The organism is Mycetocola sp. CAN_C7 (genome assembly GCF_015752285.1).
Classification (GTDB): Bacteria; Actinomycetota; Actinomycetes; order Actinomycetales; family Microbacteriaceae; genus Mycetocola_A.
This window is the reverse complement of sequence record NZ_JADOUY010000005.1, coordinates 164,999-190,988: the sequence shown is the minus strand read 5'-3', so window position 1 is coordinate 190,988 and position 25,990 is coordinate 164,999. Positions and strand designations below refer to the sequence as shown.

The 25,990-nt window shown below is 66.3% G+C and carries 20 protein-coding genes and 1 pseudogene; 8 read left to right on the top strand and 13 right to left on the bottom strand.

Annotated features, from left to right (window positions below; translation table 11 throughout):
* Positions 1-6 precede the first annotated feature (6 nt).
* Positions 7-228 (bottom strand): DUF3499 family protein, encoded by a 222-nt coding sequence (locus IWX78_RS12690; protein ID WP_196833905.1) that lies wholly within the window; start codon positions 226-228, stop codon positions 7-9.
* Positions 229-308: 80 nt separating this feature from the next.
* Here IWX78_RS12690 and IWX78_RS12685 point away from each other — a divergent pair, with 80 nt between their 5' ends.
* On the top strand, positions 309-749 hold the full coding sequence (locus IWX78_RS12685; RefSeq protein ID WP_196833904.1) for a metallopeptidase family protein: 441 nt from the start codon (positions 309-311) through the stop codon (positions 747-749).
* 19 nt (positions 750-768) lie between these two features.
* Here the strand turns inward: IWX78_RS12685 and IWX78_RS12680 are convergent, their stop codons facing one another.
* The 5 genes from IWX78_RS12680 to IWX78_RS12660 form a co-directional block, all read right to left on the bottom strand.
* The gene (locus tag IWX78_RS12680; RefSeq protein WP_196833903.1) at positions 769-2,166 is read right to left on the bottom strand and encodes a DUF5719 family protein; all 1,398 of its coding nucleotides are present in this window, start codon (positions 2,164-2,166) and stop codon (positions 769-771) included.
* Between the two features lie 13 nt (positions 2,167-2,179).
* Entirely contained in the window at positions 2,180-5,269 is a 3,090-nt protein-coding gene (locus IWX78_RS12675) for a glycosyltransferase family 2 protein (protein ID WP_196833902.1), read from the bottom strand.
* Between the two features lie 141 nt (positions 5,270-5,410).
* Positions 5,411-5,728 (bottom strand): WhiB family transcriptional regulator, encoded by a 318-nt coding sequence (locus IWX78_RS12670; RefSeq protein WP_196833901.1) that lies wholly within the window; start codon positions 5,726-5,728, stop codon positions 5,411-5,413.
* A gap of 124 nt (positions 5,729-5,852) precedes the next feature.
* Positions 5,853-6,821: a UDP-glucose 4-epimerase GalE gene (gene galE, locus IWX78_RS12665; protein ID WP_196833900.1), complete on the bottom strand. Its 969-nt coding sequence runs from the start codon at positions 6,819-6,821 to the stop codon at positions 5,853-5,855.
* 73 nt (positions 6,822-6,894) lie between these two features.
* Positions 6,895-7,065 (bottom strand): hypothetical protein, encoded by a 171-nt coding sequence (locus IWX78_RS12660; protein ID WP_196833899.1) that lies wholly within the window; start codon positions 7,063-7,065, stop codon positions 6,895-6,897.
* Between the two features lie 90 nt (positions 7,066-7,155).
* On the opposite strand from IWX78_RS12660, the gene IWX78_RS12655 reads away from it, so the two are divergent.
* Positions 7,156-8,124 carry a GlxA family transcriptional regulator gene (locus tag IWX78_RS12655; RefSeq protein WP_196833898.1) on the top strand — a complete coding sequence of 323 codons (969 nt, stop codon included), beginning with the start codon at positions 7,156-7,158 and terminating at the stop codon, positions 8,122-8,124.
* Between the two features lie 31 nt (positions 8,125-8,155).
* Here the strand turns inward: IWX78_RS12655 and manA are convergent, their stop codons facing one another.
* Positions 8,156-9,349: a mannose-6-phosphate isomerase, class I gene (manA, locus tag IWX78_RS12650; protein WP_196833897.1), complete on the bottom strand. Its 1,194-nt coding sequence runs from the start codon at positions 9,347-9,349 to the stop codon at positions 8,156-8,158.
* Positions 9,350-9,539: 190 nt separating this feature from the next.
* On the opposite strand from manA, the gene IWX78_RS12645 reads away from it, so the two are divergent.
* Both IWX78_RS12645 and IWX78_RS12640 read left to right on the top strand, forming a co-directional pair.
* The gene (locus tag IWX78_RS12645; protein ID WP_196833896.1) at positions 9,540-10,718 is read left to right on the top strand and encodes an acyl-CoA dehydrogenase family protein; all 1,179 of its coding nucleotides are present in this window, start codon (positions 9,540-9,542) and stop codon (positions 10,716-10,718) included.
* Positions 10,719-10,833: 115 nt separating this feature from the next.
* A pseudogene (locus IWX78_RS12640) lies at positions 10,834-12,153 on the top strand (glycosyltransferase); the annotation flags it as partial.
* A 43-nt stretch (positions 12,154-12,196) separates the two neighbouring features.
* Here the strand turns inward: IWX78_RS12640 and IWX78_RS16385 are convergent.
* Complete coding sequence (locus IWX78_RS16385) at positions 12,197-13,357, bottom strand: acyltransferase family protein (RefSeq protein WP_334684727.1); 1,161 nt, start codon at positions 13,355-13,357, stop codon at positions 12,197-12,199.
* A 164-nt stretch (positions 13,358-13,521) separates the two neighbouring features.
* Here IWX78_RS16385 and IWX78_RS12635 point away from each other — a divergent pair, with 164 nt between their 5' ends.
* The 4 genes from IWX78_RS12635 to IWX78_RS12620 all read left to right on the top strand — a co-directional run bounded on the left by IWX78_RS12635 (position 13,522) and on the right by IWX78_RS12620 (position 19,441).
* Positions 13,522-14,736, top strand: coding sequence for a lipopolysaccharide biosynthesis protein (locus IWX78_RS12635; protein ID WP_196833894.1), 1,215 nt, complete (start codon positions 13,522-13,524; stop codon positions 14,734-14,736).
* Entirely contained in the window at positions 14,733-16,079 is a 1,347-nt protein-coding gene (locus IWX78_RS12630; protein WP_196833893.1) for an O-antigen ligase family protein, read from the top strand. Before IWX78_RS12635 ends, IWX78_RS12630 begins: the two co-directional genes overlap by 4 nt.
* Positions 16,076-17,410 (top strand): O-antigen ligase family protein, encoded by a 1,335-nt coding sequence (locus IWX78_RS12625; protein ID WP_196833892.1) that lies wholly within the window; start codon positions 16,076-16,078, stop codon positions 17,408-17,410. The genes IWX78_RS12630 and IWX78_RS12625 overlap by 4 nt, the downstream gene beginning before the upstream one ends.
* 117 nt (positions 17,411-17,527) lie before the next feature.
* Complete coding sequence (locus IWX78_RS12620) at positions 17,528-19,441, top strand: glycosyltransferase (RefSeq protein ID WP_196833891.1); 1,914 nt, start codon at positions 17,528-17,530, stop codon at positions 19,439-19,441.
* An 82-nt stretch (positions 19,442-19,523) separates the two neighbouring features.
* Here IWX78_RS12620 and glf read toward each other — a convergent pair whose 3' ends face one another.
* The 5 genes from glf to IWX78_RS12595 all read right to left on the bottom strand — a co-directional run bounded on the left by glf (position 19,524) and on the right by IWX78_RS12595 (position 25,734).
* Positions 19,524-20,681, bottom strand: a complete 1,158-nt coding sequence (gene glf / locus IWX78_RS12615; RefSeq protein WP_196833890.1) for a UDP-galactopyranose mutase — start codon at positions 20,679-20,681, stop codon at positions 19,524-19,526.
* Between the two features lie 90 nt (positions 20,682-20,771).
* Positions 20,772-21,203 (bottom strand): hypothetical protein, encoded by a 432-nt coding sequence (locus IWX78_RS12610; RefSeq protein WP_196833889.1) that lies wholly within the window; start codon positions 21,201-21,203, stop codon positions 20,772-20,774.
* An 18-nt stretch (positions 21,204-21,221) separates the two neighbouring features.
* The gene (locus IWX78_RS12605; RefSeq protein WP_196833888.1) at positions 21,222-22,523 is read right to left on the bottom strand and encodes a nucleotide sugar dehydrogenase; all 1,302 of its coding nucleotides are present in this window, start codon (positions 22,521-22,523) and stop codon (positions 21,222-21,224) included.
* 26 nt (positions 22,524-22,549) lie between these two features.
* The gene (locus IWX78_RS12600; protein WP_196833887.1) at positions 22,550-24,577 is read right to left on the bottom strand and encodes a serine hydrolase; all 2,028 of its coding nucleotides are present in this window, start codon (positions 24,575-24,577) and stop codon (positions 22,550-22,552) included.
* Positions 24,578-24,651: 74 nt separating this feature from the next.
* On the bottom strand, positions 24,652-25,734 hold the full coding sequence (locus IWX78_RS12595; RefSeq protein WP_196833886.1) for a glycosyltransferase family 2 protein: 1,083 nt from the start codon (positions 25,732-25,734) through the stop codon (positions 24,652-24,654).
* Between the last annotated feature and the right edge of the window lie 256 nt (positions 25,735-25,990).

The following is a 25,990-nucleotide window of genomic DNA, read 5'->3' as shown; positions in this document are numbered from 1 at the left end:
GCGAGGTCAGGCGGTCGAGTCCATGTCTCGCAGGATCTGATGACGGATGACCTGCCAGCCCTGCGGTGCGCTCATCCGCTCGGCGTGGATGGAACAGAGATCGTAGGTGTGCGGCTCGCGGCTGAGACTGAGCGGACCGAGCACGGCCATCGAATCCGCGTAGTCGTACGTGAGGGTCGACACCGCGTCGCGGGAGCATCCGACTTTCGAGCAGGGCCTGTCAAACATTTCACTCACCATACAAGCCGCACCCGGATCCACCGCCGCACCCCGCCGGGATGTCTGTCCTGGGCGCATAGGATGGCGTCATGGCCAGACGCACTTCCCGGACGAGCACGTACGCGAGGAGGGCAGTGCGCCACGACAGGCATGGTCGATCAGAGCGCAGCGCGGCGACAGGCCCCCACCTGGATCCGTTGAAGAACCGCATCGACACCTTCGACATGACGGTGGCCGGTGCCGCGGACTTCCTCCGCAGCGCCTGGCCGGTCGATCTCGCCCAGGTGCGTTACGAAGTCGGCGCCATGCCGGTGGGCGTGCTCCCGGACGGCACCGTACCGCGCTGGTGGACGAGCGCATCCGAACGTCGCATTGTGCTGTACCGCCTGCCGATCCAGCGGATGAGCAAGCTGCACCGCGACGACGAACTCCACCAGCGGATGATGATCGAGAGCTGCGTGTTCCGGGCGACAGCAGAACTCATCGGAAAAGATCCATGGGACCTCGGCCCCGACCGGTTCCACTTCTGATCAGGCCGAAGCGACCCGATCAGCGCGGGTAGACCGTCACAGGCGATGCCGATGGGCTGGCCGGCTGGATCGCGTAAGCGGAGAACCCGGCGGATCCCCAGTAGCTGACCTGGGCGTGGATGCCTTCTGCGCCCGAGACCTCGTACGACATGCCGGAGCGCAGGGTCGCGTCGATCGCCGATCCGGCCGGGACCGTCAGGGTGATGTCCCCTCCGTTCCGGTCGGTGAGGACGATGTCGGCGTCAGCAGACGCCGGGTTGAACAGGTGAAGTCGTGGACCCTGTCCGGGCGCGACGGCGATCGCCGTCTCGTCGGCCAGCGACCCTGACGCCCCGAACCAGGCGAAGTCGGTCAGCTCCCCCGCAGCGGCGGTCGTCCGAGCGGCAGCGACGACCGGCTGGTCGGAGGTGATGCTCACCGCGTAGCTTCCGGTCGGAAGGCTGTTGAGCGTGACCTCACTGACGATGCCACCCTCGAAATCGTAGGTGAGAGGCGGCGGCGCTTCGGCTCCTTGCTCCGAGACGAACTCGACGGTGACCTCGGCCGGATCAGTGCCAGGGACGAAGACGCGAATCGCCGCTACGGCGTCGTCATAGGTCTCGGCGGTTCCGCGCGGGGCCGAAGCGGCGAGGACCACCCCGGAGATGGTCTGGTCGGTGGCTGGCGGAGTGGTGGCGCTCGACAGTTCCACCCCGCCGGGGGTGACACCACGGACGATGCTCTGCTGCAGCACGGCTGAAACCTGGCCACCGGTGGTCTGAACCCTGATGACCGGCGTGCGAACGCCCGGGGCGAAACTCGCCAGCGAGAACAGTCGCTGCTCCCCGGCGTTTACGATGATGCCGCGGGCGCCCGGCGCCTCGACCTCTCCGGTTTCGCTGTAGAACGACAGATCGACGATCGAGTCCGCCCTGGTCGGATTGTTGAGCGACAGCAGTGTGGAACGCCCGACGTCTGACGAACCACCGACGAGCCAGCTGTCTGCGCTCACCTCGCCGCAGGCCGTCGCGGCGAATCCGGTGAGGTCGTCCAGGCCGGCGACCTGGGACTGAGCCGCACCGATCAGCGGGGTGTCCTGACCGGGCTCGCTGGCCACACTGACGACGGTCGGCAGCCCGAACGCCTCGCCACTGAGATTGTCCGGAGCCGTGAGAGCCGTCTGCTCCGGCGGCGTGCCGGTCGCGATCGTCGCTCCCGGGCGGCCGAAACCGGCGGCGGCGCCGGCTGAACCCGCATCGTCGCCCTGGCGCAGCAGGGGCCCTGGACAGAGCCGTGACTGGTCGGATGCCGTCGGAGTGACCGTCGTGCTCGGGGCCTCGACCGCGACGACGGGAAGATCGAGCCGCCCGACGGCGACAACGGATACGAGCGCGACGGCGATGCCGATGGCTCCGCTGATCACCCGTCCGCTGGTCATGACGATTCGTCGCCTATCGGCCATCGGAGTGCTTCCTCTCGGCGTGGGTGTCCGGTACAAGAACGTCGCCACCGTCTCGATCGTCTGGGGAGGCACCAGCGCTGTCAGCGGCGTGCTCGGCAGCATCCGCAGCGGCCTGCTCGGCCTCACGGGCCTCCGCTTCCTCCGACTCGGCGGCGAGTTTCAGCTCCACCGATCTCTCGGCTTCGGCTTCGGCCTTCTCCTCTGCTCGCTCTGCCCGGGTGAGCCGGGGTGCTGGTTCTGCCTCGCGGCGGCCGATCGTCCGTGGCCGGCCCTCCGCTGCGCGTCTCGACGCCGCCGTCGGGATGGACAGCAGGAGTGCGAAACCGAAGACCACCACGAGCGAGAGAAGCACGAGCGTCGACATGAATGGCACGGCCCCTGCGGTTGGGACCGGTGCGGTTTCACCCTCGAACCGCCAGAGCGTGCCACGATCGGTCGGGCCGACGTGCGCGAGCACGGCATTCGAATCCAGCGAGGTGGCCGCACGGTTGGCCATGCCCTGGGCCGCCGGCGTCACACTGTTCCCGGACGCATCGGCGGGATCGGTGAGCAGGATGAACTCCACGCCGAAGTCCGACAGGATCGAACTCGGGTCGAGACCGCCCTGGGACACGAGGTTTCCGGCGAGCACAGCCACCTGCTGATCGTTCTCGGTCAGGTCGGGGTTGGTCGTCACGAGGGTGGACGAATTGTCGAGGGTGTCTCCGATTCCGTCGATGACGCGCGCCGAAACCCCGCCGTCCGCCTGTGGAGAGAGGATGAGCGTCCGCAGGAGTGGCTCGGCGGATGCCGCCGCCGTGACGTAGGCAGGAAGAGTGCGGCCGTTGCTCGCGGCGATCTCACCGTTTCCGGTCGGCAGCGCGCCGGCCATCGGCACGGCGAGGATGACGGCGAGCATGCCGACGACGAGAGCGGGAAGGGTCGCGGCGCGGCGCAGGCTGTCGAACCCCACGACGGCAGCACCGGCGAGTCCCAGCCAGTACAGGCTCAGTGCCGACCCGGCCCAGACGGCTGTCGGTGTGGATCCGCTGACCGTGAGATAGAGGTGGGATGCTCCGAACGCGGTCAGCAGCCCCAGCAGTCCGACAAAGAGGAGGACTGCCGCGCGACCGTTGCCTGGCAGGAACAGCGCAAGCAGGGCCATGACGGCGAGAGGGGCGAGGAGCACCGGCACCAGGATGTGAGCGGGAAGGCCGCCGAGACCGACGGTGTTCGCGACCTCGTCCCACCAGGGGTTGCCGGCCGGCAGCGATTGCAGCAACTGCCAGCCGGTCGGCCGCGCAGAGGCAACAGGAACACCAGGGTCCGCGAGCAGCCGGATCCAGTTCTGGTTCAGGACGCCCTGCTGCCAGACGAGCGGCGCGAACAACACCGCCGCCGGGATGACCAGCCAGATCACCCGGGCGAGGTGGCGGCCGGACAGCACGAGCGCGACGACCCAGATCAACAGAAATGCTGGAGCGAGCGATGGCGCCGTTGCGATCGTCGCCGCAAGAAGGATCGACGCGACACCGGCTGAACCCCAGGAGCGTGCGGCGACGCATCCGCTGTAGAACAGCCACGGAAGAAGGAGGTGGACGAGGATGCCAGACAGCTGACCGCCGACGAGTGCGGAAAGGAATGTCGGGGCGAGCGTCCACAGGATGGCCGCGACGAAACGGTAGCCGCTGCGTTCCGTCAGTCTCGTTGCCGCGAACCAGCCGCCGAGAGTCGCGAGAGGCAGAGCGAGCAGCGTGACGAGCACGAGGGCATACGACGGAGACCAGAAGGTGATCGAACCGAGGACGGCGAGAACCGCAGAGAAGGGGTCTGCCGCGCCGGTGAAGCCCAGACCGATCTCGCGCACTCCGTAGCCGATGTGCTGCCACAGTTCTGCGACCCCGGCTGAGAGCGGCAGCAGACTCCCGCCCTCGACAGCGGATGCCGCGAGCAGGCTGAAGAACAGACCGACGCTCGCCGCGGCCGAGGCGAGCACGAGCCAGCCGCCGCCTCCGGTGAAGAACCGGAGGTCGGTGCGCTCGACGGCGTGCACGGCCACTCCGGATTCGCGGCGCAACCGTCGGCGACGTCGGACTTCGGCGAACGGGATCCGCAGCGCCGACAGCGACGACCAGCCGAGCTTTCGCGAGGCCTGGAGCCGTTTGCGGGCGCGGAGAACCGCCAGGGGGCTGAAGGCGACCCGGAATGCGGCGGCGAGCTCTGAGCCAACAAGGTCGGGCTGCTTGACGACGATCCGGCGGATGCCGCGCAGGATTCCGAGCGGAACAAGACTGAGCCAGTGCAGCCACACCGCTGCGGTCGGTGCATAGACGAGGCGCCGGTACAGCTGGGCGGCGCGCGACTGTCGAGCCCGTTTGCGACGTGCGCCCGGCCGGTCGGATCGGCTGGGTCCGGCAATGCCCGAACCTGCGGTGAGGACGACGGCGGAGGGAACGACGGTTACCCGATGTCCGGCAAGGCGAGCTCTCGTGGAGAAGTCGAGCGCGTCATCGGCGGAACCGAACGCGGTGTCGAACCCCCCGATCTCCTCCCAGACGGTATGGCGCACGAGCATCCCAGCGGGAGCGACGGCGAGGACGTCGCTGACCGAGTCGTGCTGCCCCTGGTCGAGTTCGTCTTCGACAAGAGGCACGGTGGCGCCGAACGGTGTGACCGATTCCCCGAGTGAGACGATCGTCGACCCGTCAGCGGCCTCCATCAGTTTCGGGCCGGCGATGGCGACAGACGGCGCAACCTCGATTGCTCCGAGAAGACGTGCGAGAGCTGTCGGCTCCGGCGGCGTGTCCTGTGCCAGAAGCCAGAGGAATTCGTCGGCGCTGTCGGGCTGCTCGACGACCCGGATACCGGCGCTGAGCGCCTGCCCGAAGTTCAGCCTCTCCCCCGAGGTGACGATCCGGTCGACGGACGCTTTCTCGAGTGCGAGCGTCGTGGCCGCCGGGGCAGCGCATGCGACGGCGATGACCGTGTCCGGCTGTCTGGTCTGGGCGGCAAGTGCGTCGAGGGTGCTCTGAAGGCGGCCGGCATCGGCGGTGCCGGTGCCGTCATGCACGACAAGGATTGCGGTAACTCGGGGAGACATCGCGTCCAGACTATGTCGGGCGTGGTGACCGGAGTCCGTCCACGTCGGCGTGGCACGATATCGCCCCGACCCTCTGAGCCGCAGGACTGACCCCGCCCGAGCTGTGGGGATGGCCTGCCGTCACCGACCCGGCACGCGGCGTCAGACCGCGCGCTTTTTCAGCTTGCGACGTTCGCGCTCCGAGAGACCGCCCCAGATGCCGAACCGTTCGTCGTTCTCGAGAGCGTATTCAAGGCACTGCGACCGGACTTCACAGCTCGTGCAGATGCGCTTGGCATCGCGCGTCGAGCCACCTTTTTCGGGGAAGAAAGCCTCGGGGTCTGTCTGGGCGCACAGCGAATCCGTCTGCCAGGACAGCGGGTTGTCGTCGTCGACTGCTTTGCGAACCCCAGGAACACCCAGCTGAACCGGATCAATGAACCAGTCATCGGGAACGCCAGAGCGATATTCAGGTGACATATCTCTCTCCCCACTTGTTGCCCGTGCGCCACGCGGCGCTAGACATAATTACACCCGTGTAATTCCCCCACGTCAAGTCGCAGATAGTAAACCCTCAACCCCCCATGGAGGGTTCATGGGGTGTTTACCGGCGTGTCGCATCCGAGCGCGCGCGCCATGCACTGTCGACCATGTCTGCGAGCGAATGCCGCATCACCCAGTCGAGGTCGCGCGCCGCGAGCTCCCCGGATGCGACGATCCGAGCCGGATCCCCGGGGCGACGAGGGGCGACCTCTGGGGTGAAGTCGATGCCGGTCGAGTCTCGGACGGCGGTCATGATCTCTCCCACCGAGACGCCTTCTCCCGAACCGAGGTTGTAGACGGGTTCGACCGGCTCGCCGGCGTCCAGTCGCTGAGCGGCTGCGACGTGCGACGTAGCGAGGTCTGAAACGTGCACGTAGTCGCGCACGCAGGTGCCGTCGGGGGTCGGGTAGTCGTCGCCGAAGATCTTCGGCGAGCGCCCGTCGAGCAGCGCGTCGAACAGGAGGGGGAACAGATTGTGAGGGCTCGTGTCGTACACATCCTCGTAGCCCGAGCCGACGACGTTGAAGTACCGAAGCGAGGTGTGGGCAAGACCGGACGCAACACCCTGGTCGGCCAGGATCCATTCGCCGATCAGTTTGGATTCACCGTAGGGCGACTGCGGGTTCTTTGCTGTCGCCTCGGTGACGAGTTCGGTGTCCGGGGTCCCGTAGACAGCGGCACTCGATGAGAACACGATCCGCGACACTCCCACCTCAGCCATCGCCTGAAGCAGCACCAGCGTTCCCGTGACGTTCTGCGCGTAGGTGTGCAGGGGCCGCTGTACCGAGACGCCCGCGTACTTGAACCCGGCGACGTGCACGACGCCGGTGACGGCGTGGTCACGGAGAGCGGATGCCACGAGGTCACCGTCGAGGATGTTCCCCTGCACGAAGGGAACGCCGGCGGGGAGGAAGGAGTCATGCCCTGAGGACAGATCGTCGAGGACGACGACGTCGATCCCCCGGTCCACGAGTGCACGGACGACATGGGCGCCGATGTAACCTGCGCCGCCGGTGACCAACCAGGTCATAGTTCCTCCTCGATGTCGGGCGTCGTCCGACGCCCGACATCGAGCCTAGAGCACCCTCTCGGGGCGCGAGCGGTCAGCGGAGACCGGCCATCAGGGGCCGTCCGAGGGAGTCGACATTCTCGTTCGCTGCGGGGCCGAAGGTTCGGTCAGGCAACCGGCGGAAGCCGTCACTTCGCAGTGAGGCGACGGTGGCGATCGTGGCGAAGACGACCGCGGCGACAATCAGGATCAAGAACAACATCATGGCAGCAAATCTATGGATTGCGGGTTTCTGCCAACAGTGGCAGACTTGCCATCGTTCGATCTTTTTCTGCCAAGCCGGAAGGCATCCGACATGCTCAAGAAAATTGCGGTACTCGCGCTCCCCCAGATGGCGCCATTCGAGTTCGGGGTGATCTGTGAGGTCTTCGGAATCGACCGGAGTGACACAGGAGGCCCCGTCTTCGACTTCCATGTCGTGGCGGCCGAGCCAGGACCGATTCGCACCAAGCTCGGCTTCGACATCATCGTCGACAAAGACCTCACCGAAGCAGAGGATGCCGACCTGATCGCTGTGCCCGCCTACTACTTCGGTGAGATCGACCCGAGGATCACCCGACTGCTGCGTGATGCTGAGGCTCGTGGGGCCTGGATCCTCAGCGTGTGCAGCGGCGCATTCGTCCTCGCCGAAGCAGGAATCCTCGACGGCAGGCGCAGCACCACCCACTGGATGTATACGGACAGGCTCACCCGGGACTTCCCGCAGACGACCGTCGATCCCGATGTGCTCTTCGTCGAAGACCGGCACGTCATCACCGGCGCGGGAACGGCGGCGGGCATCGACGCCTGCCTGCACCTCGTGCGCACCGAACTCGGTGCGGCAGCGGCCAACGTGATCGCCAGGCGCATGGTCGTTCCGCCGCAGCGCGACGGCGGGCAGGCCCAGTTCATCGAAGCCCCTGTGCCCGAGCGTCAGAGTGATTCCTTCGCCGGGGTGACGACGTGGATGCTCGAGAACCTCGCCGCAGACCTCCCCGTCGATGTCCTCGCCGCAAAGGCTCACATGTCGGAGCGCACGTTCGCGAGGCGGTTCCGGGCCGAGATGGGAGCGACTCCCGCCGCGTGGCTCAACCGCCAGCGCCTCATCCGCGCGCAGCACCTGCTGGAACGAACCGACTTCGGTCTCGAGCAGATCGCCGCCGAGGCGGGGTTCGGCTCATCGGCCGTAATGAGGCACCACTTCCTCAAGGTGCTGCACACGACACCGAACGCCTACCGGAACACGTTCAGTTGCACAGGCGAGCCGGCGATGGCGGCGATGTGATCGGGTGCTGTGATGGGGTTGCGCTGAGAGGTCAGTGTCCGACGGTGGCGAGGAAGAGCTCGCCCGTTCCTGTCACAGCAATGCGCGCTTCGTCCGGAGTGATGTAGGCGGCGTCGCCCTGCCCCAGGTCGATTTCCCCTGTCGCCCCTGTGATGGTGAGTTGCCCGGACGTCACGATCACGATGCCCGGCCCGGTCAGGTCGATGCTCGCCGGCTGGCCGTCGACGGGAACGATGTGAGCGAGAGCGAAGTCGGGGACGTCGGGGCGGTACAGGTCGACCCCGCTGGCTGTCGTCAGCGGATGAAGGTACGGCACCGGCAGTGGGGTGAAGTCCAGCACGCCGAGGAGCTCGGGCACGTCGATGTGCTTCGGGGTCAGCCCGCCGCGGAGCACGTTGTCGCTCGCTGCCATGAGTTCCACACCGAATCCCCGCAGGTAGGCGTGGATGTTGCCTGCTGGCAGGTAGAGGACGTCGCCGCGTTGAAGCGTCACCCGGTTGATCAGCAGCGAGACGACGATGCCCGGGTCGCCCGGGTAGTGCTCGGCAAGAAGGCGCACCGTGTCGACCGCGGGCGTGAGCGGCGCAGACGCCGCGGCATCCGTCACCGCGCCGACGAGGACGGATGCGTCTTCGTCGAGCAGAGAGGCGACCACCCGTCGGAGGACTGAGGCGTCGTCGCCGTCGAGCGACGAGCGGAACTCCCGCAGGGAGTCGACCGCATCGTCGGACAGGCCGGGAACAGCGAGAAGAGCATCGACGTCTGCAGCCGCGTCCGCGACGGGCCGGAACCCGCACAGCGCGTCGAACGTGGTGCTCAGGGCAAAGATCAGTTCCGGCTTGTGGAACGCGTCCTTGTAGTTGCGTGACGGGGCGTCGACGGCGAGCCCTGCGGCGTTCTCCCGTTCGAATCCCTCCTCGGCCTGCTGAGGCGAGGGGTGCGCCTGCAGCGAAAGCGGTGCGTCTGCGGCGAGAAGCTTGAGCAGGAACGGCAGTCGCGGTTCGGTGAGCCCGGCGGATGCCGCGTCGGTTGTGACCCAGTCGGCCAGCGTCTCGTAACCCCCTGCGGCATCCGGCTCGAGGATGCGGGCAGGGGATCCCGGGTGCGCGCCGAGCCACAGCTCGGCTTCCGGCTCTCCGGACGGTGCGTGGCCGAGCAGGTCGGCGATCGCGGTCTTCGCCCCCCAGGCGTAGTCACGCGGGGTGTTGGCAATGGGAACAAACACGGATTCGGCCTTATCTCTCGGCCGGCGCAGTCTGAACCGGCATGGGGATTATCGCCACCCTACAAGAGCGCGCCTCGGCCCATCGGCCGTCGCTGGTCCGATCGACCAAGGCGCTTGGTCGCCCGCGACCGGATACCTAGGCTGCAACCACCCCCTCTTCACCGATCGCCCCCGACGCAATGGAGCCCGCATGACGTTCGAACCACTCGCCAGTGATTTCCTCGGATTCGAGACCCTCCTCACCGGGCAGGAACAGGACGCCCTGATGCGAGTGCGCTCATACATGGAGGGCACCGTCCGCCCGGTCATCAACGACTACTGGGAGCGCGCAGAATTCCCGCACGACCTCATCCCGTCGTTCCTTGAGACGGATGTTGCGCGGTATCCGTTCGCCGAGACGCGCCCGTTCGAGAACTCGGCCGTGTTCCGTGGACTCGCCGCTCTCGAGATGTCGCGGGTCGACGCGTCGATGGCGACGTTCATCGGCGTGCAGGAAGGCCTCGCGATGGGCTCGATCAGTGTCTGCGGCTCGCAGGAGCAGCGCGACGAATGGCTGCCGAAAATGGCATCGGGTGAGGTGATCGGTGCGTTCGGTCTGACCGAACCGCTCTCCGGAAGCGACAGCGCACGCGGGCTCCGCACCACGGCGACGAGAAACGGCGACACCTGGACCCTCACCGGTTCGAAGCGCTGGATCGGAAACGCCACCTTCAGCGACATCACGATCATCTGGGCGAAGGACACCGCAGACGGCCAGGTGAAGGGCTTCATCGTCCCCACCTCGACACCCGGCTATTCGGCAACGAAGATCGAGCGCAAGATCGCGCTCCGTCCCGTACAGAACGCCGACATCACCCTCGACAAGGTCGTCGTCCCCGAGAGCATGCGCCTGCAGAACTCCCGGTCGTTCCGTGACACGGCCAAGGTCCTGAGGCTCACTCGTGCCGCCGTCGCGTGGTCGAGCGTCGGCGTCGCCGTCGGAGCATACGAGGCGGCGGTCGCCTACGCGGCCGAACGGGAACAGTTCGGCAAGAAGATCGCCGAACACCAGCTTGTCCAGGATCTCCTGGCGAAATGCCTGGGGAACATCACCGCGTCGATGGCGATGTGCGTCAGGGTCTCGCAGATGGCGGATGAGGGCACCCAGCGCGACGAGCATTCCGCCCTCGCGAAGGGGTTCTGCACCGCGAGGATGCGAGAGACCGTGGCCTGGGCACGCGAGTCGATGGGCGGCAACGGCATCGTGCTCGACTACGAAGCTGCGCGTTTCTTCGCAGACGCCGAAGCCCTGTATTCGTATGAGGGAACCAGGGAGATGAACGCGCTCATCGTCGGCAGGGCCATCACCGGCAAGGCTGCGTTCGTCTAAGCCTCGACGGGTACACCGTCGAGGTCGCCCGGGCAAGCCGTGGCACCCTGCGTTCCGACAGTGGGAGTATTCTCTGATCCCGGCGCCACCACGCCGGATCGAGCCAGAGGGATACATGACACGAATACACCTCCGCCCAGGGAAGCATCTCGCTGTGACCTGGGGCATCGCCGACCAGTTCGGGGGAATGACGGGGGCACTCCTGCACCGATCTCGGGCGTTCGTCACCCTTGGCGGTGTCGACGTGGATGTGGTCACCTTCGACCTCCGGCCGGATTATCCCGCTGTCGAGGAACGGCTCCGTGCCTCTGGCGGGCTCATCGACGGCATGCGGCTGGTCAACCTCTGGGACTGGCTGTGCACATGGCAGCCGGCAGCCGATGCACAGGCCGCCGCGGCCGGCCGTGCGGCGTTCACCCCCCTGGCCGCGGATCCTTCGTTCACTTCGTCCCCGGCATCCGGGCGGGAACGGACGAGGACCCGATTCGCCGAAGACGGGACAACGGTGCTGCAGGTCGACCATTACCGCGCCGACGGCAGCCTGGCCGTCTCCGATCGCCGCGACGTCAGGCGGAGCGGCATCTCCGGTGGCCGCTCCATCGTCTGGTGCGACAGCGACGGTGTTCCCCGCCACCGCTGGAAGCGAGCTCACGCCCTCTACATCTGGTGGCTCGACAGGCTTCGTGAGAACACCCAGACCACGCTGATCGTCGACAGCAAGACCAGCGCGCGGTTCCTGCTCGGCTACCGAAGGCGGGGCATGCTGACCTTCCACGTGGTCCACGCCTCGCACCTCCAGAGCCGCGATCCGTTGCAGGTGAGGCAGTCCAGGGCCGAGGTGTTCTCGACACCTCGCGCGTTCGACCGCCTGGTCTTCCTCACCGAGCGGCAGCGCAGCGATGCACGGATGATTCTGGCCCCCGATACCGGGACGGCCGTCATCCCCAACGCCAGGGATGTCTCTCCGACCGACGCGGCTCCGGCGGTCGCACCCCGGAAATCCGGGCGGGGTATCGTGCTGGCGTCGCTCGAAAAACGGAAACGCGTCGACCACGCTGTGAGGGCTGTCGCAGCCGCGCAGACCGCGGTGTCGCTCGACATCTTCGGCGACGGACCTGAGCGGGCCCGGGTGGAGCGTGCAGCGGCGGGAGCCCCCGACGTCACCCTCCACGGCTACCGATCAGATGCCAGCGAGCACCTGGCAACGTCGTCGTTCCTGCTGCTGACGTCACGAAGCGAGGGTCTCCCCCTCGTCCTCGTCGAGAGCATGGCGAACGGGTGCATTCCGATCGCGTACGACATCCCGTACGGCCCCGCAGACATCATCCGGTCGGGCCACAATGGTTTCCTCATCCCCGCTGGGGACGTCACCGCTCTGACTGCAGCGATCGACGCACTCGTCGATCTGCCGGCAGATCAGGTTGCGAGGCTCCGACGGAATGCCGCGCGGACGGCGGCCAGGTTCACTGACGAGGCGGTCACCGCGAGATGGGCACGGGAGATCGATCGGGCTGCGATGCAACGCGGTTTCCTACCCGCCGCGCCAGCACGTGCGCTGGCGTTTCGACTGCGACGTGGAATAGCCAGGCGAGTGCGACGCTTGCGGGAATCCCGACACCGGCAACCAGCCACCATCGATCGTCACCAAACAGGTACGAGCATGTGACGATGACCGGGATGTGCACGAGGTAGAGGCTGAACGATACCCGGCCGAGCCAGCCGGGTACGGCTGACGACAGGATCCGTCGTGCCCCAGGCGAGACGATTGCGACGACGATGATTCCGGCGGCGCCGACTCCGCCGAGTCCCCAGAGAACGGCGCTGGGAACGGAACCGGCCGGAGCAAAGGGACGCGCCAGCCAGCTGAGAATGAGGGCGCCGGCCGAACCGGTGAAGATCGCGAACCAGATGCGACCGCCACGACCTGCGTTTCTCCGCTCCCCCCATGCCCGCAGCCGGGAGAGATTCACCGCCATCAGGGTACCGAGGAAGAAAGTCGGAAGATAGACGAGAGCATCGTTGCCGACCACCCGGCCGAGGACCATCGACCCGACACTGAGCGAGACCGCCAGCCAGACCCGTCGGCCGACGGCGCGAGCCACGACGACGAAGACGGGGAGGAGCAGCGAGAAGATCATTTCCCAGCGCAGTGACCACAGCACGTTGTTGAGGGTGTATGTCGCCGGAAGCAGCGAGGCCTCATCGAGGATCTGAGGCAGCGGTGCACTGTCTGCGTTCCGCTCAGCCAGCCAGCTGCCGTCCGTCACCTGCCCGGCGGTGTGCGGCACAAGGGCGAGAAGCAGGGCGGCGAGCGCCAGGGATCCGGCGACGGGGAGGTAGAGCCGGAGCATGCGGCTGGGGTAGTACGCGAGCCAGTTCAGTCGACCGTCGAGGGCGGGCAGCGCGACGACGAGTCCGCTCAGGACGAAAAAGACGAGAACCGATTCGGTGCCAGCGGTCAGTAGTTTGGTCGGCGACTGGGTGAGCCACTCCCACACACCGGGGCGCGATTCGAGGTGAGGCCGTGCGACCAGGGTGAGGTGGTAGAGCAGCACGACGACGGCGGCGACGCCCCGCAGGCCGTCGAGAGCCGGCATCCGCTCGCGCCGCGTCCGATCGGGCGTCGGAGAAGAAGACATCGGGCCACTGTACGCAGTGGCGGATGTGCGGACGCTGGGGTTGACCGAGGCCTCGTTATACTTGCGACGACCCGAGGCGCAATCCGCCCATTCGCCGAGCCCGGCCACCCCGGCCAGAATTGCGTGATCGTTGTGAGCAACCAGTGGTGAGCGCCAGGCGCCTGTTGACCTCCACCGGCGGCTACGGTGCATCCGTTCTCGTCAGTGGTGTCATCAGCATCGGGGTCCTGCCCGTCATCATCATCCTCGCCGGCGAGGCCGCGTGGGCGGAGATCGCCGTGGCGCAGGGCGTCGCCGGATTCGCCTATGTTCTTGTCATCTACGGCTGGGGCGTCACCGGACCAACAACAGTGGCGAGCATTTCCCCCGCTGAGCGCGGAAAGTTCTACCTTGACTCGCTGGTCAGCCGGTTCTGGTTGCTGTTCATCGTCCTCCCCCCTGCCATCGTCATCGCACTCCTCTTCAGTCGCGAATACCCGGCCCTTGTTGCCTTGACCGTCGTGACCGGGGTGGGATCCGCGCTCTCCGGTGCCTGGTTCTTCGTCGGTGAGGCGAGCCCCGGGCGGTATTTTGCCATCGACACGATCCCGAAAAGCATCGGCACTCTCTCCGGTGCCGGCCTGCTCTTCCTGACCCACGACGCCGTCTGGTTCATCATCGCCCAGGGGCTCGGCTCCGTGATCGCGATCTCGATGACCACCGCCGACATCGCCAGGCGGTACCCGGGCTGGGATCGCGATTTCGGCCCGCGGAACGCCTTCGCGCGGCTCTCGGGGCAGGGCGCAGCCGTCGCCATGTCGGCGACAAGCGCCGTCTACGTGAACCTCCCCATCCTCATCGTCGGCTTCTTCGCCGGCACGCAGGTCACAGCGGCGTATGCCCTGGCCGAGCGGTTGATGCGCTTCGCTCTCATGGCGACCCGCCCGGTCGTTCAGGTCGCTCAGAGTTACGTGCCGTCGCCCCACCCTCAGGAACAGGTGAGGCGCTCCCGCCTGGTGACCAGCATCGCCTTCGGCATCGGGGCAGCAGGCGGTCTCGCCTACGCGGCGGCAATGCCCGCAATCGTGACCCTGTTCTCGGGCAGTGGCCTCGAAATCTCCTTCGACCTGTCCGTGCCCCTCGGCCTGGCGCTCGGCGCGATGCTCGTGTCCCAGATCACCGGGTTCGCCTGCCTCACCGCTTTCGGCCTCACCAGGGCGCTGGCGACCAGCACGATCGCGGGAGCAGTGAGCGGCGCCATCCTCCTCATACCCCTCATGCTCCTGTTCGGCATCCCTGGTGTTGCCGCCGGCCTCGCGATCTCCGAGGTCGTTGTACTCATCGTCCAGCTCGTGAAGCTTCGTCCGCTGCTGTGGCAGCGCGATACCCTGACTGCATGACCACGTCGACCGTCGCTCCCCCTCAGGCGCTGTCGACACCGCGGCTGTGGGCGTCAGGCATCGCCACTCTCGCCCTGTTCATCGCGCTTGCCGGTGACGGCATCCGCAATCTGCTCGGTTTGTGGGGTTTCGTCGCTGTCAGCATTCTCACCGCGGTCGCCTGCCTCGCTCTCCTCGTCGTTCTGCGCCCGGTGTACGACCGCCGCCGCACACCGAAGGCGCTGCTCACCTTCGCCGGTTTCGCCGTCCTCTCCCTGGCCTGGTCCGCGTACCCGGGCGCAAGCCTCTTCACCCTCACCGGGATGCTGCTCTGCAGCATCGTCGGAGTCTTCCTCGCCCTTGCGTTCGACTGGGCCAGCGTTGTGCGGGTGTTCGCCAACGCTCTCAAATGGGTCCTCGCGTTGTCGATCCTCTTCGAGCTCTGGGTGTCTCTCGTCGTGCGCGACCGCGTCCTCCCGCTCTGGGTCGATCACGGAGACGGCGAACCGCCGCTGCTCGCGTACTGGTCACGCAACCTCCTCTTCGACGGGGGCAAGATCCAGGGGATCCTCGGCAACTCGAACCTGCTCGGTATCGTCGCCATGTTCGGCCTGATCGTCTTCAGCGTGCAGTGGGCCGCTGGCTCGGTGCGACGCCGATCGGCGGTTCCCTGGCTGATACTCGCCGCGGCCGAATTCCTGCTCACCCGGTCGAGCACCATGATCATCGCGCTCGTCGTCGTCCTCCTCGTACTCGCCGCAGCACTACTGATCCGGAATGCCTCGACGCCGGCGGCGCGCACACCGGTATACCTCGGATTCGTCGGGGTCGTCGCTGCAGGAGCGGCGGGCGCCGCCCTGTTCAGCGACCAGGTGCTCGGACTGTTCGGCAAGAGTGACGATCTCACCGGGCGGCTGGACATCTGGCAGACGGTGATCGAAACGGCTTCGCAGCGCCCCTGGTTCGGCTGGGGATACTCCAGCCCATGGGTGCCATGGGTCGAACCGTTCAACGACCTCGTCGTGCGTCGCGGCGTGCTGCAGTTACACGCACACAACGCCTGGCTCGACGTGTGGTTGCAGCTCGGGATCGTCGGCCTCGCCCTTTTCACCGCCCTCATCCTCTCCGTCACCTGGCGGTCCTGGTTCGCCGCCGTCGACCGGCCGCGACTCGGTCTCGACGACAGTCAGGGCTACTCGCCGCTCTCGTTGATCCCGATCCTCTTTGTGACAGTGCTTCTCGTGCAGAGCCTGGCCGAGAGCCGCATCCTCATCGAGTCGGGGTGGGTGCTGATCGTCCTCCTCACCGTCGCCACGAAACAGCAGTCCGTCAGTCGCCCGCTCACACCGGCACTGCACCGATGAGCACGCCCCGCGGCCTCCCCGCATCGCGGTTCGCCGCGATCGAGAAGACCATGGGTTCTGCGCCGGTGACGCAGGCCCTCGCCTGGTGCATCATCGGTGTTGCGTTCGGGGCTCCCACCATCCGCCGCCTCATCGGAACCCCTGGGCTCGTCGCAGCGCTCGTCACCCTCGCCGTCGGGGCCGCTGTCGTCCTGATCGCCCGCAGGCAGTACCTCGACTGGCACGGACTGCTCCCACTGTCGATCATCGCCTTCATCGCGTGGAGTGCCGTCTCTGTGGCGTGGTCCGGGTATCCGACCCATTCCCTCGAGGGCGTATTCGACCTGGCCGTGTACGCCTTCCTCGGGCTGACGATCGCCCTCACCAGGGACCTGATCCAGATCGTGCGCACGACCGGGGCTGTGCTGCGCGTGCTGCTGACGGCATCCATCCTCCTCGAGGTCGCCAGCGGAATCATCTTCGACCAGCCGTTCGGTTTCCTCGGCATCGAGGGCCAGCTGGCGAACGGCGGTCCCATCCAGGGGCTGTTCGAGACCCGCAACCTGCTGGGCATGGTCACGTCGATCGCCCTCGTCACGTTCGTGGTCGAGTGGAGGACCCGCTCGGTTCCTCGAGGGGTGGCCCGGTACTCGATCACCATCGCGGTGCTCTGTCTGCTCTTCAGCGGCTCCCCCGTCACCCTCATCGTCGTGCTCGTACTCGCCGTCGCTTCCTCAGCGCTGTACGGCCTGAGGCGGGCCCGCCCCGAAACCCGCCGGCTGCTGCAGGGCGCACTCCTCGCGGTCGGGTCGCTCTCCCTCGTCGTCGTGTACCTGCTTCGCACCCGCATCATCGATCTGCTCAACGCAGGCAGTGAATTCGAGGTGCGTTACCGGCTGTGGCTCAGCGTGTGGAACTACATCCAGATCCACCCGCTCGAGGGTTGGGGCTGGACGGGACGCTGGCGGAACGATGAAGCCCCTTTCACCTACATCACCTGGACGATCGGTCGCGAGCACACCTCGGCGCTCAACGCGTTCCTCGACGTCTACCTCCAGGTCGGACTCGTCGGCGTGTTCTCGTTCGTCCTGCTCTGCGGCTTCGCTTTCCTCCGCAGCTGGCTGCTGGCATCCAACCGGCGGAGCACCGTCTACACCTGGCCGGCTCTCGTGCTCGTCGCCCTTCTCGCCACCGGCCTGACCGAGAGCTTCCTTCTGGTCGAATGCGGCTGGCTGTTGCTCGTCATCTGCGCGGTGAAAGGGTCGCAGGGTATGAGCTGGCGGTCCCGGCTGCCCGAGAAACCCCCACCGGCAACAGGGCCTGCCCCGGCCCACCCCGAGACGCTCGCCTGACCCGATCCCGGCTGTTCCGATCGCTCCCTGACCAACGGATGCGCGACTAGGCTCGAGGGAGCATCGCGCCACCTCAGCACCCCCAGTTCCTGCAACGAAAGCGGAGTCCAACACATCGTGACTGCCTGGTCCACCCTGCAAAATGTCGTCTTCTCCACAGACGGCGACCCCGACGTCCTCCCGCTCTACGCCGACCCTGAGACCTGGACCCAGATCGGTGGCGAGACCGTACGGATCAGCGAGAACGCGCACATCGAAGACGTCCTGTCCCGTTCGAGCATGCGGATCCCGGCCGGCCGGCGGGTCTCCTTCGCGAGCTACTTCAATGCCTTCCCCGCTTCGTACTGGCAGCACTGGTCAAACGTCAGGTCCGTGCGGCTCTCCGTGACGACAACAGGCATCGGCACTGTCCTGGTGTTCCGGTCCAACTCTCAGGGGATCCAGCAGAGCGTCACCTCCCGGGCCGTCAGCGGCACATCGGAGACCGTCGTCGACCTGCCCGTCCAGTCATTCGGCGACGGCGGCTGGTACTGGTTCGACATCGTGGCCGAAAGCGAGCCGGTTGTCCTCGAGCACGGCACCTGGTCGACGGAAGCGGACGAGGTCGTCACAGGCAAGGTCTCCCTCGGCATCACCACATTCAACAAGCCGGACTATTGCGTCGAGACGCTGGCGACGCTCGAGTCGAGCCCCGAGCTCCTCAGCGAGATCGATCGGATCTTCATCGTCGACCAGGGCAACCAGCGCGTGGCAGACGAACCCTCCTACCCGGAACTCGCTGGTCGCCTCGGCGAGAAGCTTGAGATCATCACCCAGTCCAACCTGGGCGGTTCGGGCGGATTCGCCCGGTCGATGGCTGAGACACTCGACCGACCCGAGAGCGACTACGTGCTGCTCCTCGACGACGACGTCAAAGTGGAGCCGGAGAGCATCCTGCGTGCGCTGCGTTTCGCCAGGCACAGCCGCCGTCCGACCATCGTCGGAGGGCACATGTTCGACCTGCTCGACCGCCCGGTGATGCATGCGTTCGCCGAAGTCATCGACCCGGTCCCGTTCGTCTGGCAGACCCAGTTCAAGGACCACTTCCCCCACGACTTCCGGCGCTCCAACCTGCGGCAGACCCGGATGATCCACGCTCGGATGGACTCGGACTACAACGGCTGGTGGTTCTGCCTGATCCCGACGGCCGTGATCAGGGAAGCAGGCCTCGCGCTGCCGGCGTTCATCAAGTGGGATGACGCCGAGTACAGCCTCCGCGCTCGGGAGCACGGCTTTCCGACCGTCAGTTTCCCCGGGGCCGCACTCTGGCACGTGTCGTGGATCGACAAGGATGACGCGATCGACTGGCAGGCATACTTCCATCAGCGCAACCGCTTTGTGGCCGGCCTGCTCCACTCCCGGCACAAACGGGGCGGCAAGCTTCTCAAGGATTCACGACGGGCAGACTTGAAACACCTGCTGTCGATGCAGTACTACGCCGTGACGCTGCGTCACCAGGCTCTCCGCGACGTCCTGTCAGGGCCGGAGCACATGCACGAGACCATGCCCACCCAGCTCGGCGAACTCCGCGCCCAGGCGAAGGACTTCCGAGAGAAGAAGGTGCTGCGCTCCGATGACGAGACGCCGATCACTCACCGTGGCAAGCAGGTGTACATGGCCCCGTCTGGCACTCAGCAGACCAAGGGCCCCCGCGGCGTCCCCCTGGTGATCTACACCGTCAAGATGATCGCCAGGCACTGGCTCCGTGAGCCGAACGCCCAGGACCGCGAGCAGCCCCAGGTCGAACTGGCCAAACGCGACGCCACCTGGTTCCGGATCCCGACCTTCGACAGCGCGCTCGTCTCTACGGCGGAAGGTTCAGGCAAGGTCTGGTACCTGCGAAACCGACGCACGTTCCGACGGATGCTGCGCGAGAGCATCCGCCTGCACGAGGAGATCGGCAAGAACTGGGACGAGCTTTCCGGTTCGTACAAGGACGCTCTTCCTCGCATCACGTCCGTCGACGAGTGGCGGAAGACCTTCGAGAAGTAACGCTCCTCAACCGGAGTTGGACGAAACGAACCCTGCCGGGCACCTGTCGGTGCCTGGCAGGGTTCGTTCGTTGTCGGCGCTGTTATTCGCCGCCGAGGGCAGGTGAGAGTTTGTTGCTCCACATCGACAGGGCGGCGCCGATGGCCATGTGCATGTCGAGGTACTGGTAGGTGCCGAGACGTCCGCCGAAGTAGACATCCTTCTCCCCCGCCTGCAGCTCACGGTAGGCGAGCAGGCCGGCGCGGTCGTCTGCCGTGTTCACGGGGTAATACGGCTCATCGTCGCGCGTCGCGAAACGCGAGAACTCACGCATGATGACCGTCTTGTCCGTCGGATAGTGTGCCCGTTCCGGGTGGAAATGCCTGAACTCGTGGATCCGGGTATACGGAACCTCGGCGTCGGCGTAGTTCATCACTGTGGTGCCCTGATAGTCGCCGACCGGGAGGACTTCCTGTTCGAAGTCGAGGGTGCGCCACGACAACTCGCCCGCTGAGTAGTCGAAGTAACGGTCGACGGGACCGGTATAGACCACGGGGACCTGTCCGACGACCGCCGCCTTGTTCACCGGCTGCGAGGTGTCGAAGAAGTCGGTGTCGAGCCTCACTTCGATGTTCGGGTGGTCGGCCATCCGCTCGATCCAGGCGGTGTAGCCGTCGACCGGCAGGCCCTCCCAGGTGTCGTTGAAGTACCGGTTGTCGTAGTTGTACCGCACAGGGAGGCGGGAGATGACTTCGGCGGGCAGATCCCGGGGGTCTGTCTGCCACTGCTTGGCCGTGTAATCCCGAATGAACGCCTCGTACAGCGGGCGTCCGATCAGCGAGATGCCCTTTTCCTCGAGGTTCGCTGCGGTCTTCGAATCGAACTCGGCTGCCTGCCCTGCAATCAGTTCGCGCGCTTCCCCAGGCGAATATGCGGCAGAGAAGAACTGGTTGATCGTGCCGAGGTTCACCGGGAGCGGAAAGACGACGCCCTTGTGGTTCGTGTACACCTTGTGCTGGTAGTTGGTGAAGTCCGTGAACCGGTTGACGTACTCCCAGACCGTCGGATTCGACGTGTGGAAGAGGTGGGCACCGTAGTTGTGCACCTCGATCCCGGTCTCAGGTTCAGCCGAGCTGTACGCGTTGCCGCCGATATGATTGCGGCGGTCGATGACGACGACCTTCCGCCCGAGTTCGGCGGCACGCTCGGCGATGGTGAGGCCGAAGAAGCCCGATCCGACGATAACGAGGTCTGCATTCACGGGCTGCTCCTGAGCGGATCGGCGCTGCTGGCGCACGGTCAAAGCCCCAGCCTAACAATCGAAGCGCTGGGTTGGTGTGTGGTGCCGGTGCTACTCGCCAGGTGATTCCTCGATGACGGGGGCGTCAGGCGTTCCCGAGATCGCGCAGGAGAACTCCGCTGGTACGGCGGATTCCCCCGGCGGCGTGAAGGTTCCGGCGAGGTACACGTACCAGAGGCCGCCGTTTTGCTGCGTCGTCCCGGGAACGGTCCAGGTGAAGTCGTCGGCCGCGTACCCGTTGTCTGCCGCCCACTCGGCCTGGAAGTCCACGCACACAGTGGTGAGCGCTTCGGGGGTCCAGTCGGCTGGAGCCGAGGTTGCCGGTGGAGCGCTGGGAGTTTCGCTCGGGCTCGGCGTCGTCGAGCCGCCGCGCGGGATCTCCGATGTCCTCGATGGGGCGGGCTCAGGGCTCGAACACGCCGTGACTGCCAGCCCGGCGAGCAGCACGATGCTGGCGACGGACAGTGCTCGGGTGCGGGTCATGGCCGGTCCGTCCGTTCTCTAGCGTGCGCCGCCGGCGCCGATGACGAGCCGCGGTGTTCCCACCCACGACTCGGGGGAGGTGCAGTTGCGGCCGTCGACGAGCAGACGGATGCCGGGAAGGTCGGATGCCGTGAGGCTTGTGTACTCGGCGTGGTCGGCCTGCACGATCGCGAGGTCGGTCGGCTCTCCGAGCGTGTACGGGGTGAAGCCGAAGCGGGTCAGTTCCTCGTCGGTGTACATCGGGTCGTGAACGAGCACGTGCGCTCCACGGGAGGTGAGAGCGTCGACGGTCGGGAAGACCCCGGAGAACGCCGTCTCCTTGACTCCGCCACGGTAGGCGGCACCGAGCACGACGGCGCGCAGGCCGGTGAGGTCACCGAGGACGCTGGCGGCCTGGTCGACCACACGTTCGGGCATGGAGGCGTTCAGCGTGCGAGCGGTGCGAACGATTTCGGCATCCTGATCGGTGGAGAGGTACAGGCGCGGGTAGACCGGGATGCAGTGGCCACCGACGGCGATTCCCGGCCGGTGGATGTGGCTGTATGGCTGGGAGTTGCACGCGTCGATGACCGAATAGACGTCGATTCCGACCTGGTCGGCGAAGATGGCGAACTGGTTGGCGAGGCCGATGTTGACGTCACGGTACGTGGTTTCGGCGAGTTTCGCCATCTCGGCGGCTTCGGCAGATCCGAGGTCCCACACGCCGTTCGGACGCGGCAGGTCGGCGCGCTCGTCGAAGGTGAGCACGGCGTTGTAGAACTCCGTTGCGCGAGCTGCACCTTCGGGGCTGAGACCACCGATGAGCTTCGGGTACTTCTTGAGGTCGGCGAAGACGCGACCGGTCAGCACACGTTCCGGCGAGAAGACGAGGTGGAAGTCGGTCCCTTCGACAAGGCCTGAACCCTCTTCGAGCATGGGCTTCCAGCGCGTGCGGGTCGTTCCGACCGGCAGCGTCGTCTCGTAGGAGACCAGCGTGCCAGGAGTGAGGTGCTCGGCGAGCGACCGCGTCGCGGCATCCATCCAGGCGAAATCCGGCGCCCAGGTCTCGTCGTTGACGAAGAGCGGAACGACGAGGACGACGGCGTCTGCTCCCGGGATCGCTTCGGCGTAGTTCGTTGTCGCGCGGAGACGGCCGGCGGGAACGAGTTCACTGAGCTTCTCCTGCAGTTGCGCCTCCCCCGGGAAGGGTTCGACCCCCGCGTTGACGAGGTCGACCGCTGCCGGGTTGACGTCGACTCCGATGACGTCGTGTCCGGCGTCCGCGAACTGGACCGCGAGGGGAAGACCGATTTTTCCGAGGGCTACTACCGCAATACGCATGGACTCAATCCTATGGCTCTTCGCGATCAGTACCGGTTAGCGAGGTACGAGCTCGACACGTATCCGGTACGCCCGTTGGCGATCACGCGGTACCAGAGCCGCACGCTGTCGAGTGCTTCGACGTGCGTTCCCGCCGCGATCGTGAACATCGCGGCCCCGCCGGCTGACGAGCGGACAGCGGTCGTCGCCGTCGCGGTGAGTTGCTGGATTGGATAGGTGGCGACCTTACCGATCACCCCGTTGAAGTGCTCGTAGACGACGCGCGCGAGTCGGGCCACCCCTGCCTTGGTTGCGCCCTTGTAGCCCATGATCACCACGGAATAGGTTCCGGCGGGCGAATAGACGAGCCCGGCGTCGATCTGCGTCATCCCGGACGAGACCCAGAGTTCGCCCGGTTTCGTCGCGATGCCGACGCCAGACGGGATCGCCGAACCGATGCGTGACTTCCAGAATTGTTCCTTCATGAGCTTGAGCATGAAATCGGAACTGGCTTTGCTCAGTAGCGTCCCGGAGTTGAGGCGCAGAAGCAGCGTGGTGAGATCGTTCGTACTGCTCGTCTTGTACGAGTAGTACTTCCCCTTCCACGTGCCTGCATAGTGGGTCGCGGTGTATCCCTCGGAGGCGAAGATAGCGTTCATCGTGTTCGCGCCGATGAGCTTGATGATGTCGCTGTGGCAGTAGTTGTCGGAAATGTGGATCATGGCCCGCAGACACTGGGCGAGCGTATAGCCGGACGACAATTTTGTGGAGTAGTACAGCCTGCCCTGGTCGATCCGTTTCATGGCGGCGTACGCAGCGAACAACTTGATGCTGCTCGCCGGCTCCGCCGCTGTGCCGCCGCGCACACTGACGGCACGCTTCAGTCCACCGGCTTCGAACGCCGACACGTTGTATGCGCCAGGAAGGCCGGGCATGGCCGCGTTGAGCTTGTTGACGAGAGCTTTTTCGGAAGCTGCCTTGGTCTGCGTGTTCGCGGTCGAACACGCCACAAGTCCGGCTGGACCCGTGCCCAGTGTCTTCGTGCTTCCGACCAGGGCGACGGCGGTGAGGGCGGTGCGCTGCACGATCTCGGCGCGGACGACGTCTGGAACACACGTCGGCTGAGCCATGAACACCGGGCCAGGACGCACGGCAGCGAGGGAGGCGACGCCCAGCGCTTCGGAGTAGTCGTAGCCGCTGGCGAGATACGCCCTGCTCGCGGCGGGGAAGAGCAGCTTGTTCAGACTGATGGAGACGGCGTATTGGTCAGCGCCTGCCGCCCGCTCGACGGTCGGAACGACAGTGCGCATGGCTGTTTCAACGCCGGAAGAGACCGCAGAGGTGCCGCCGACGATCACGGCGCGAGTAACGCCCAGCGTCGACAGGTGATCCTTCGTCGCCTGATCGAGGGTGGCAGCCGTGCCATCGACGGGGATGACGGGTGAAGACAGCTGCGCCGCGGCAGCCATCGCTGAGATGACGCCCGACCAGCCCTGACGGGAGACGATCAATGCGGTGGCCGCCGTCGGGAATCCGCTGGCCACGATGTTTCTGGCGGACTCAGCAGACGTGGATCCGATGCCGATCCTGCTCACGTCCGGCGCGACCTTCGATCGGAGGGCGTTCACCACGGCGTCACTGATCTCGGATGCGTCACCGACGACAACGATTTTCTGAGCGCCGAGACGGCGGATTTCGGTGACGGTCGGCGTCGAAATCGACGTAGGAGTCGACAGGAGAAGGGGGGCGTCAGCCGCCGCCGCAACGGGTCCTGCGGCGAAGTTGTCGGCGAACTGCACGGACGACCCGAGATAGACGACTGGGGCGCCGTTCGGGTACGCGGACTTCGAGACGGCGATCGCGCTCGACGTCCGTTCGGTCCCGCCGATCCGGCTGATCGTCGGATTGGCCGCCGTTTTTGCGACTCCGCTCGCCGTCTCGATGCTCGTTGTCAGCGGCGCGATGACCAGGGCGGCGGCGGCGAGAACGGCCAGCGTGGCCGTCACGACGCCGCGACTGTGCCGTCGGTGGTGTTCCGCGGTCGGTTTCGATCCGTCTTCGCTCATCAGTGTCATACCGCGCCCCTCGTCGCTCACAGCGGAGACTAGCACGACCCCCACTCGGGGCGTCGCCGGCCAGGCGACCGGCTCTACCGCAGTCCGCGAACTCCAGCCGACGCCGCGATCATCCGCACCGGCGCCTCCCTGGCCAGCGAGAGAAGGGCGTTCCGGGAGACGAGCGAACCCGGCCGAAGAAACCGACGACGCAGGCGCGCCCGTTCGATCAGCAGCCTGACCGGGACCTCCAGATCATCGATGGCGTCGAGGACGAGGTTGTCGGAGCGCGACAGGATGTATGGCGCGAGGGGAGCGATCGCGATCAGTCGCGCCGTCATATCGCGGAGGTCACGCCGGTCCTCGTCGCTCCAGCGTGCGGTGTCCATTCGGTTGTTCACGATTCCGAAGATGTGGATCCTCAACAGCTTGAGAACGAGCGCGAGTGTCTGGTCGTGGTCCAGGCCCGTGAAGCGGGGATCGTCGACGAGCAGTCGCAGGAACGCAACGTCTGCTGCAACGGACTTCAGTCCCATCGTCACCCGGTCACCGGCGTCGTCGTGCACCAGGTAGGCGGGTCCGCTGCGATCGAAACTGATGCGGTGACCGGAGAACCAGACCGCGGTGACGTAGGCGACATCCTCCCCCGACCCGACTCCCGGCACGAATCGTTCTGCGCCGAAATGCTCGGTCGACACCAGCCCGAGGGGCGCACTCCTGTACGAGAGCCGGTCCCGCACAGCGTCGAGAGCCGAGACCCGGCCCGGTCGCACCGGTGGCGTCGGAACGTCGCGACCGCCGACGAGTCGAAGGCGCGGTATGACGGCCGCAGCGTCGTCACGGTCGGCGCGAGCGAGCCACGAATCCACTGCACCCGGTTCGAGTTCGTCGTCAGACCCCATCACAGAGGTGAATCGAGCCGTGGCCTCATCGAGACCCAGGTTGAATGGACCGGTCGGGCTGCGGATACCGTCCTGGAGCTCGAGGATCCGCAGGCGCGGATCACCGGCATGCGCCGCGATCAGGGAGCTGATGAGGTCGGCAGAGGTGTTGTGGCAGACGACCGACACCCGCAGTGCTCGCGCGTTGTGGTCGAGGACCGACCGGACGGCCCTCGCGATCGGACGTCGCGGGTCATGAACGGGGATGATCACATCGACATCGGGATCTGGACTCACCCGTCGACGCTAGCACCATGAACCCAGCGTCAGGAGTCGGCGGCAGGGGCTTCGTGCATGCGTGGCGGCCTGACTTGCCACGTCGGGCGGCACGGCAGCGCCGCCGGAATCGGAGCATCCGCTACTCTGGGCCAGCGGCAGGCGTCTGCGCTCTCGAATCGGCCGGTGGGCCGGTCTCCGCGCCGATGATCGCCACCATTCGACGAGCGGAGCTGGCATGGCCGACCGGGGCAGAGAAGTACCAGTTGCGTCCTCG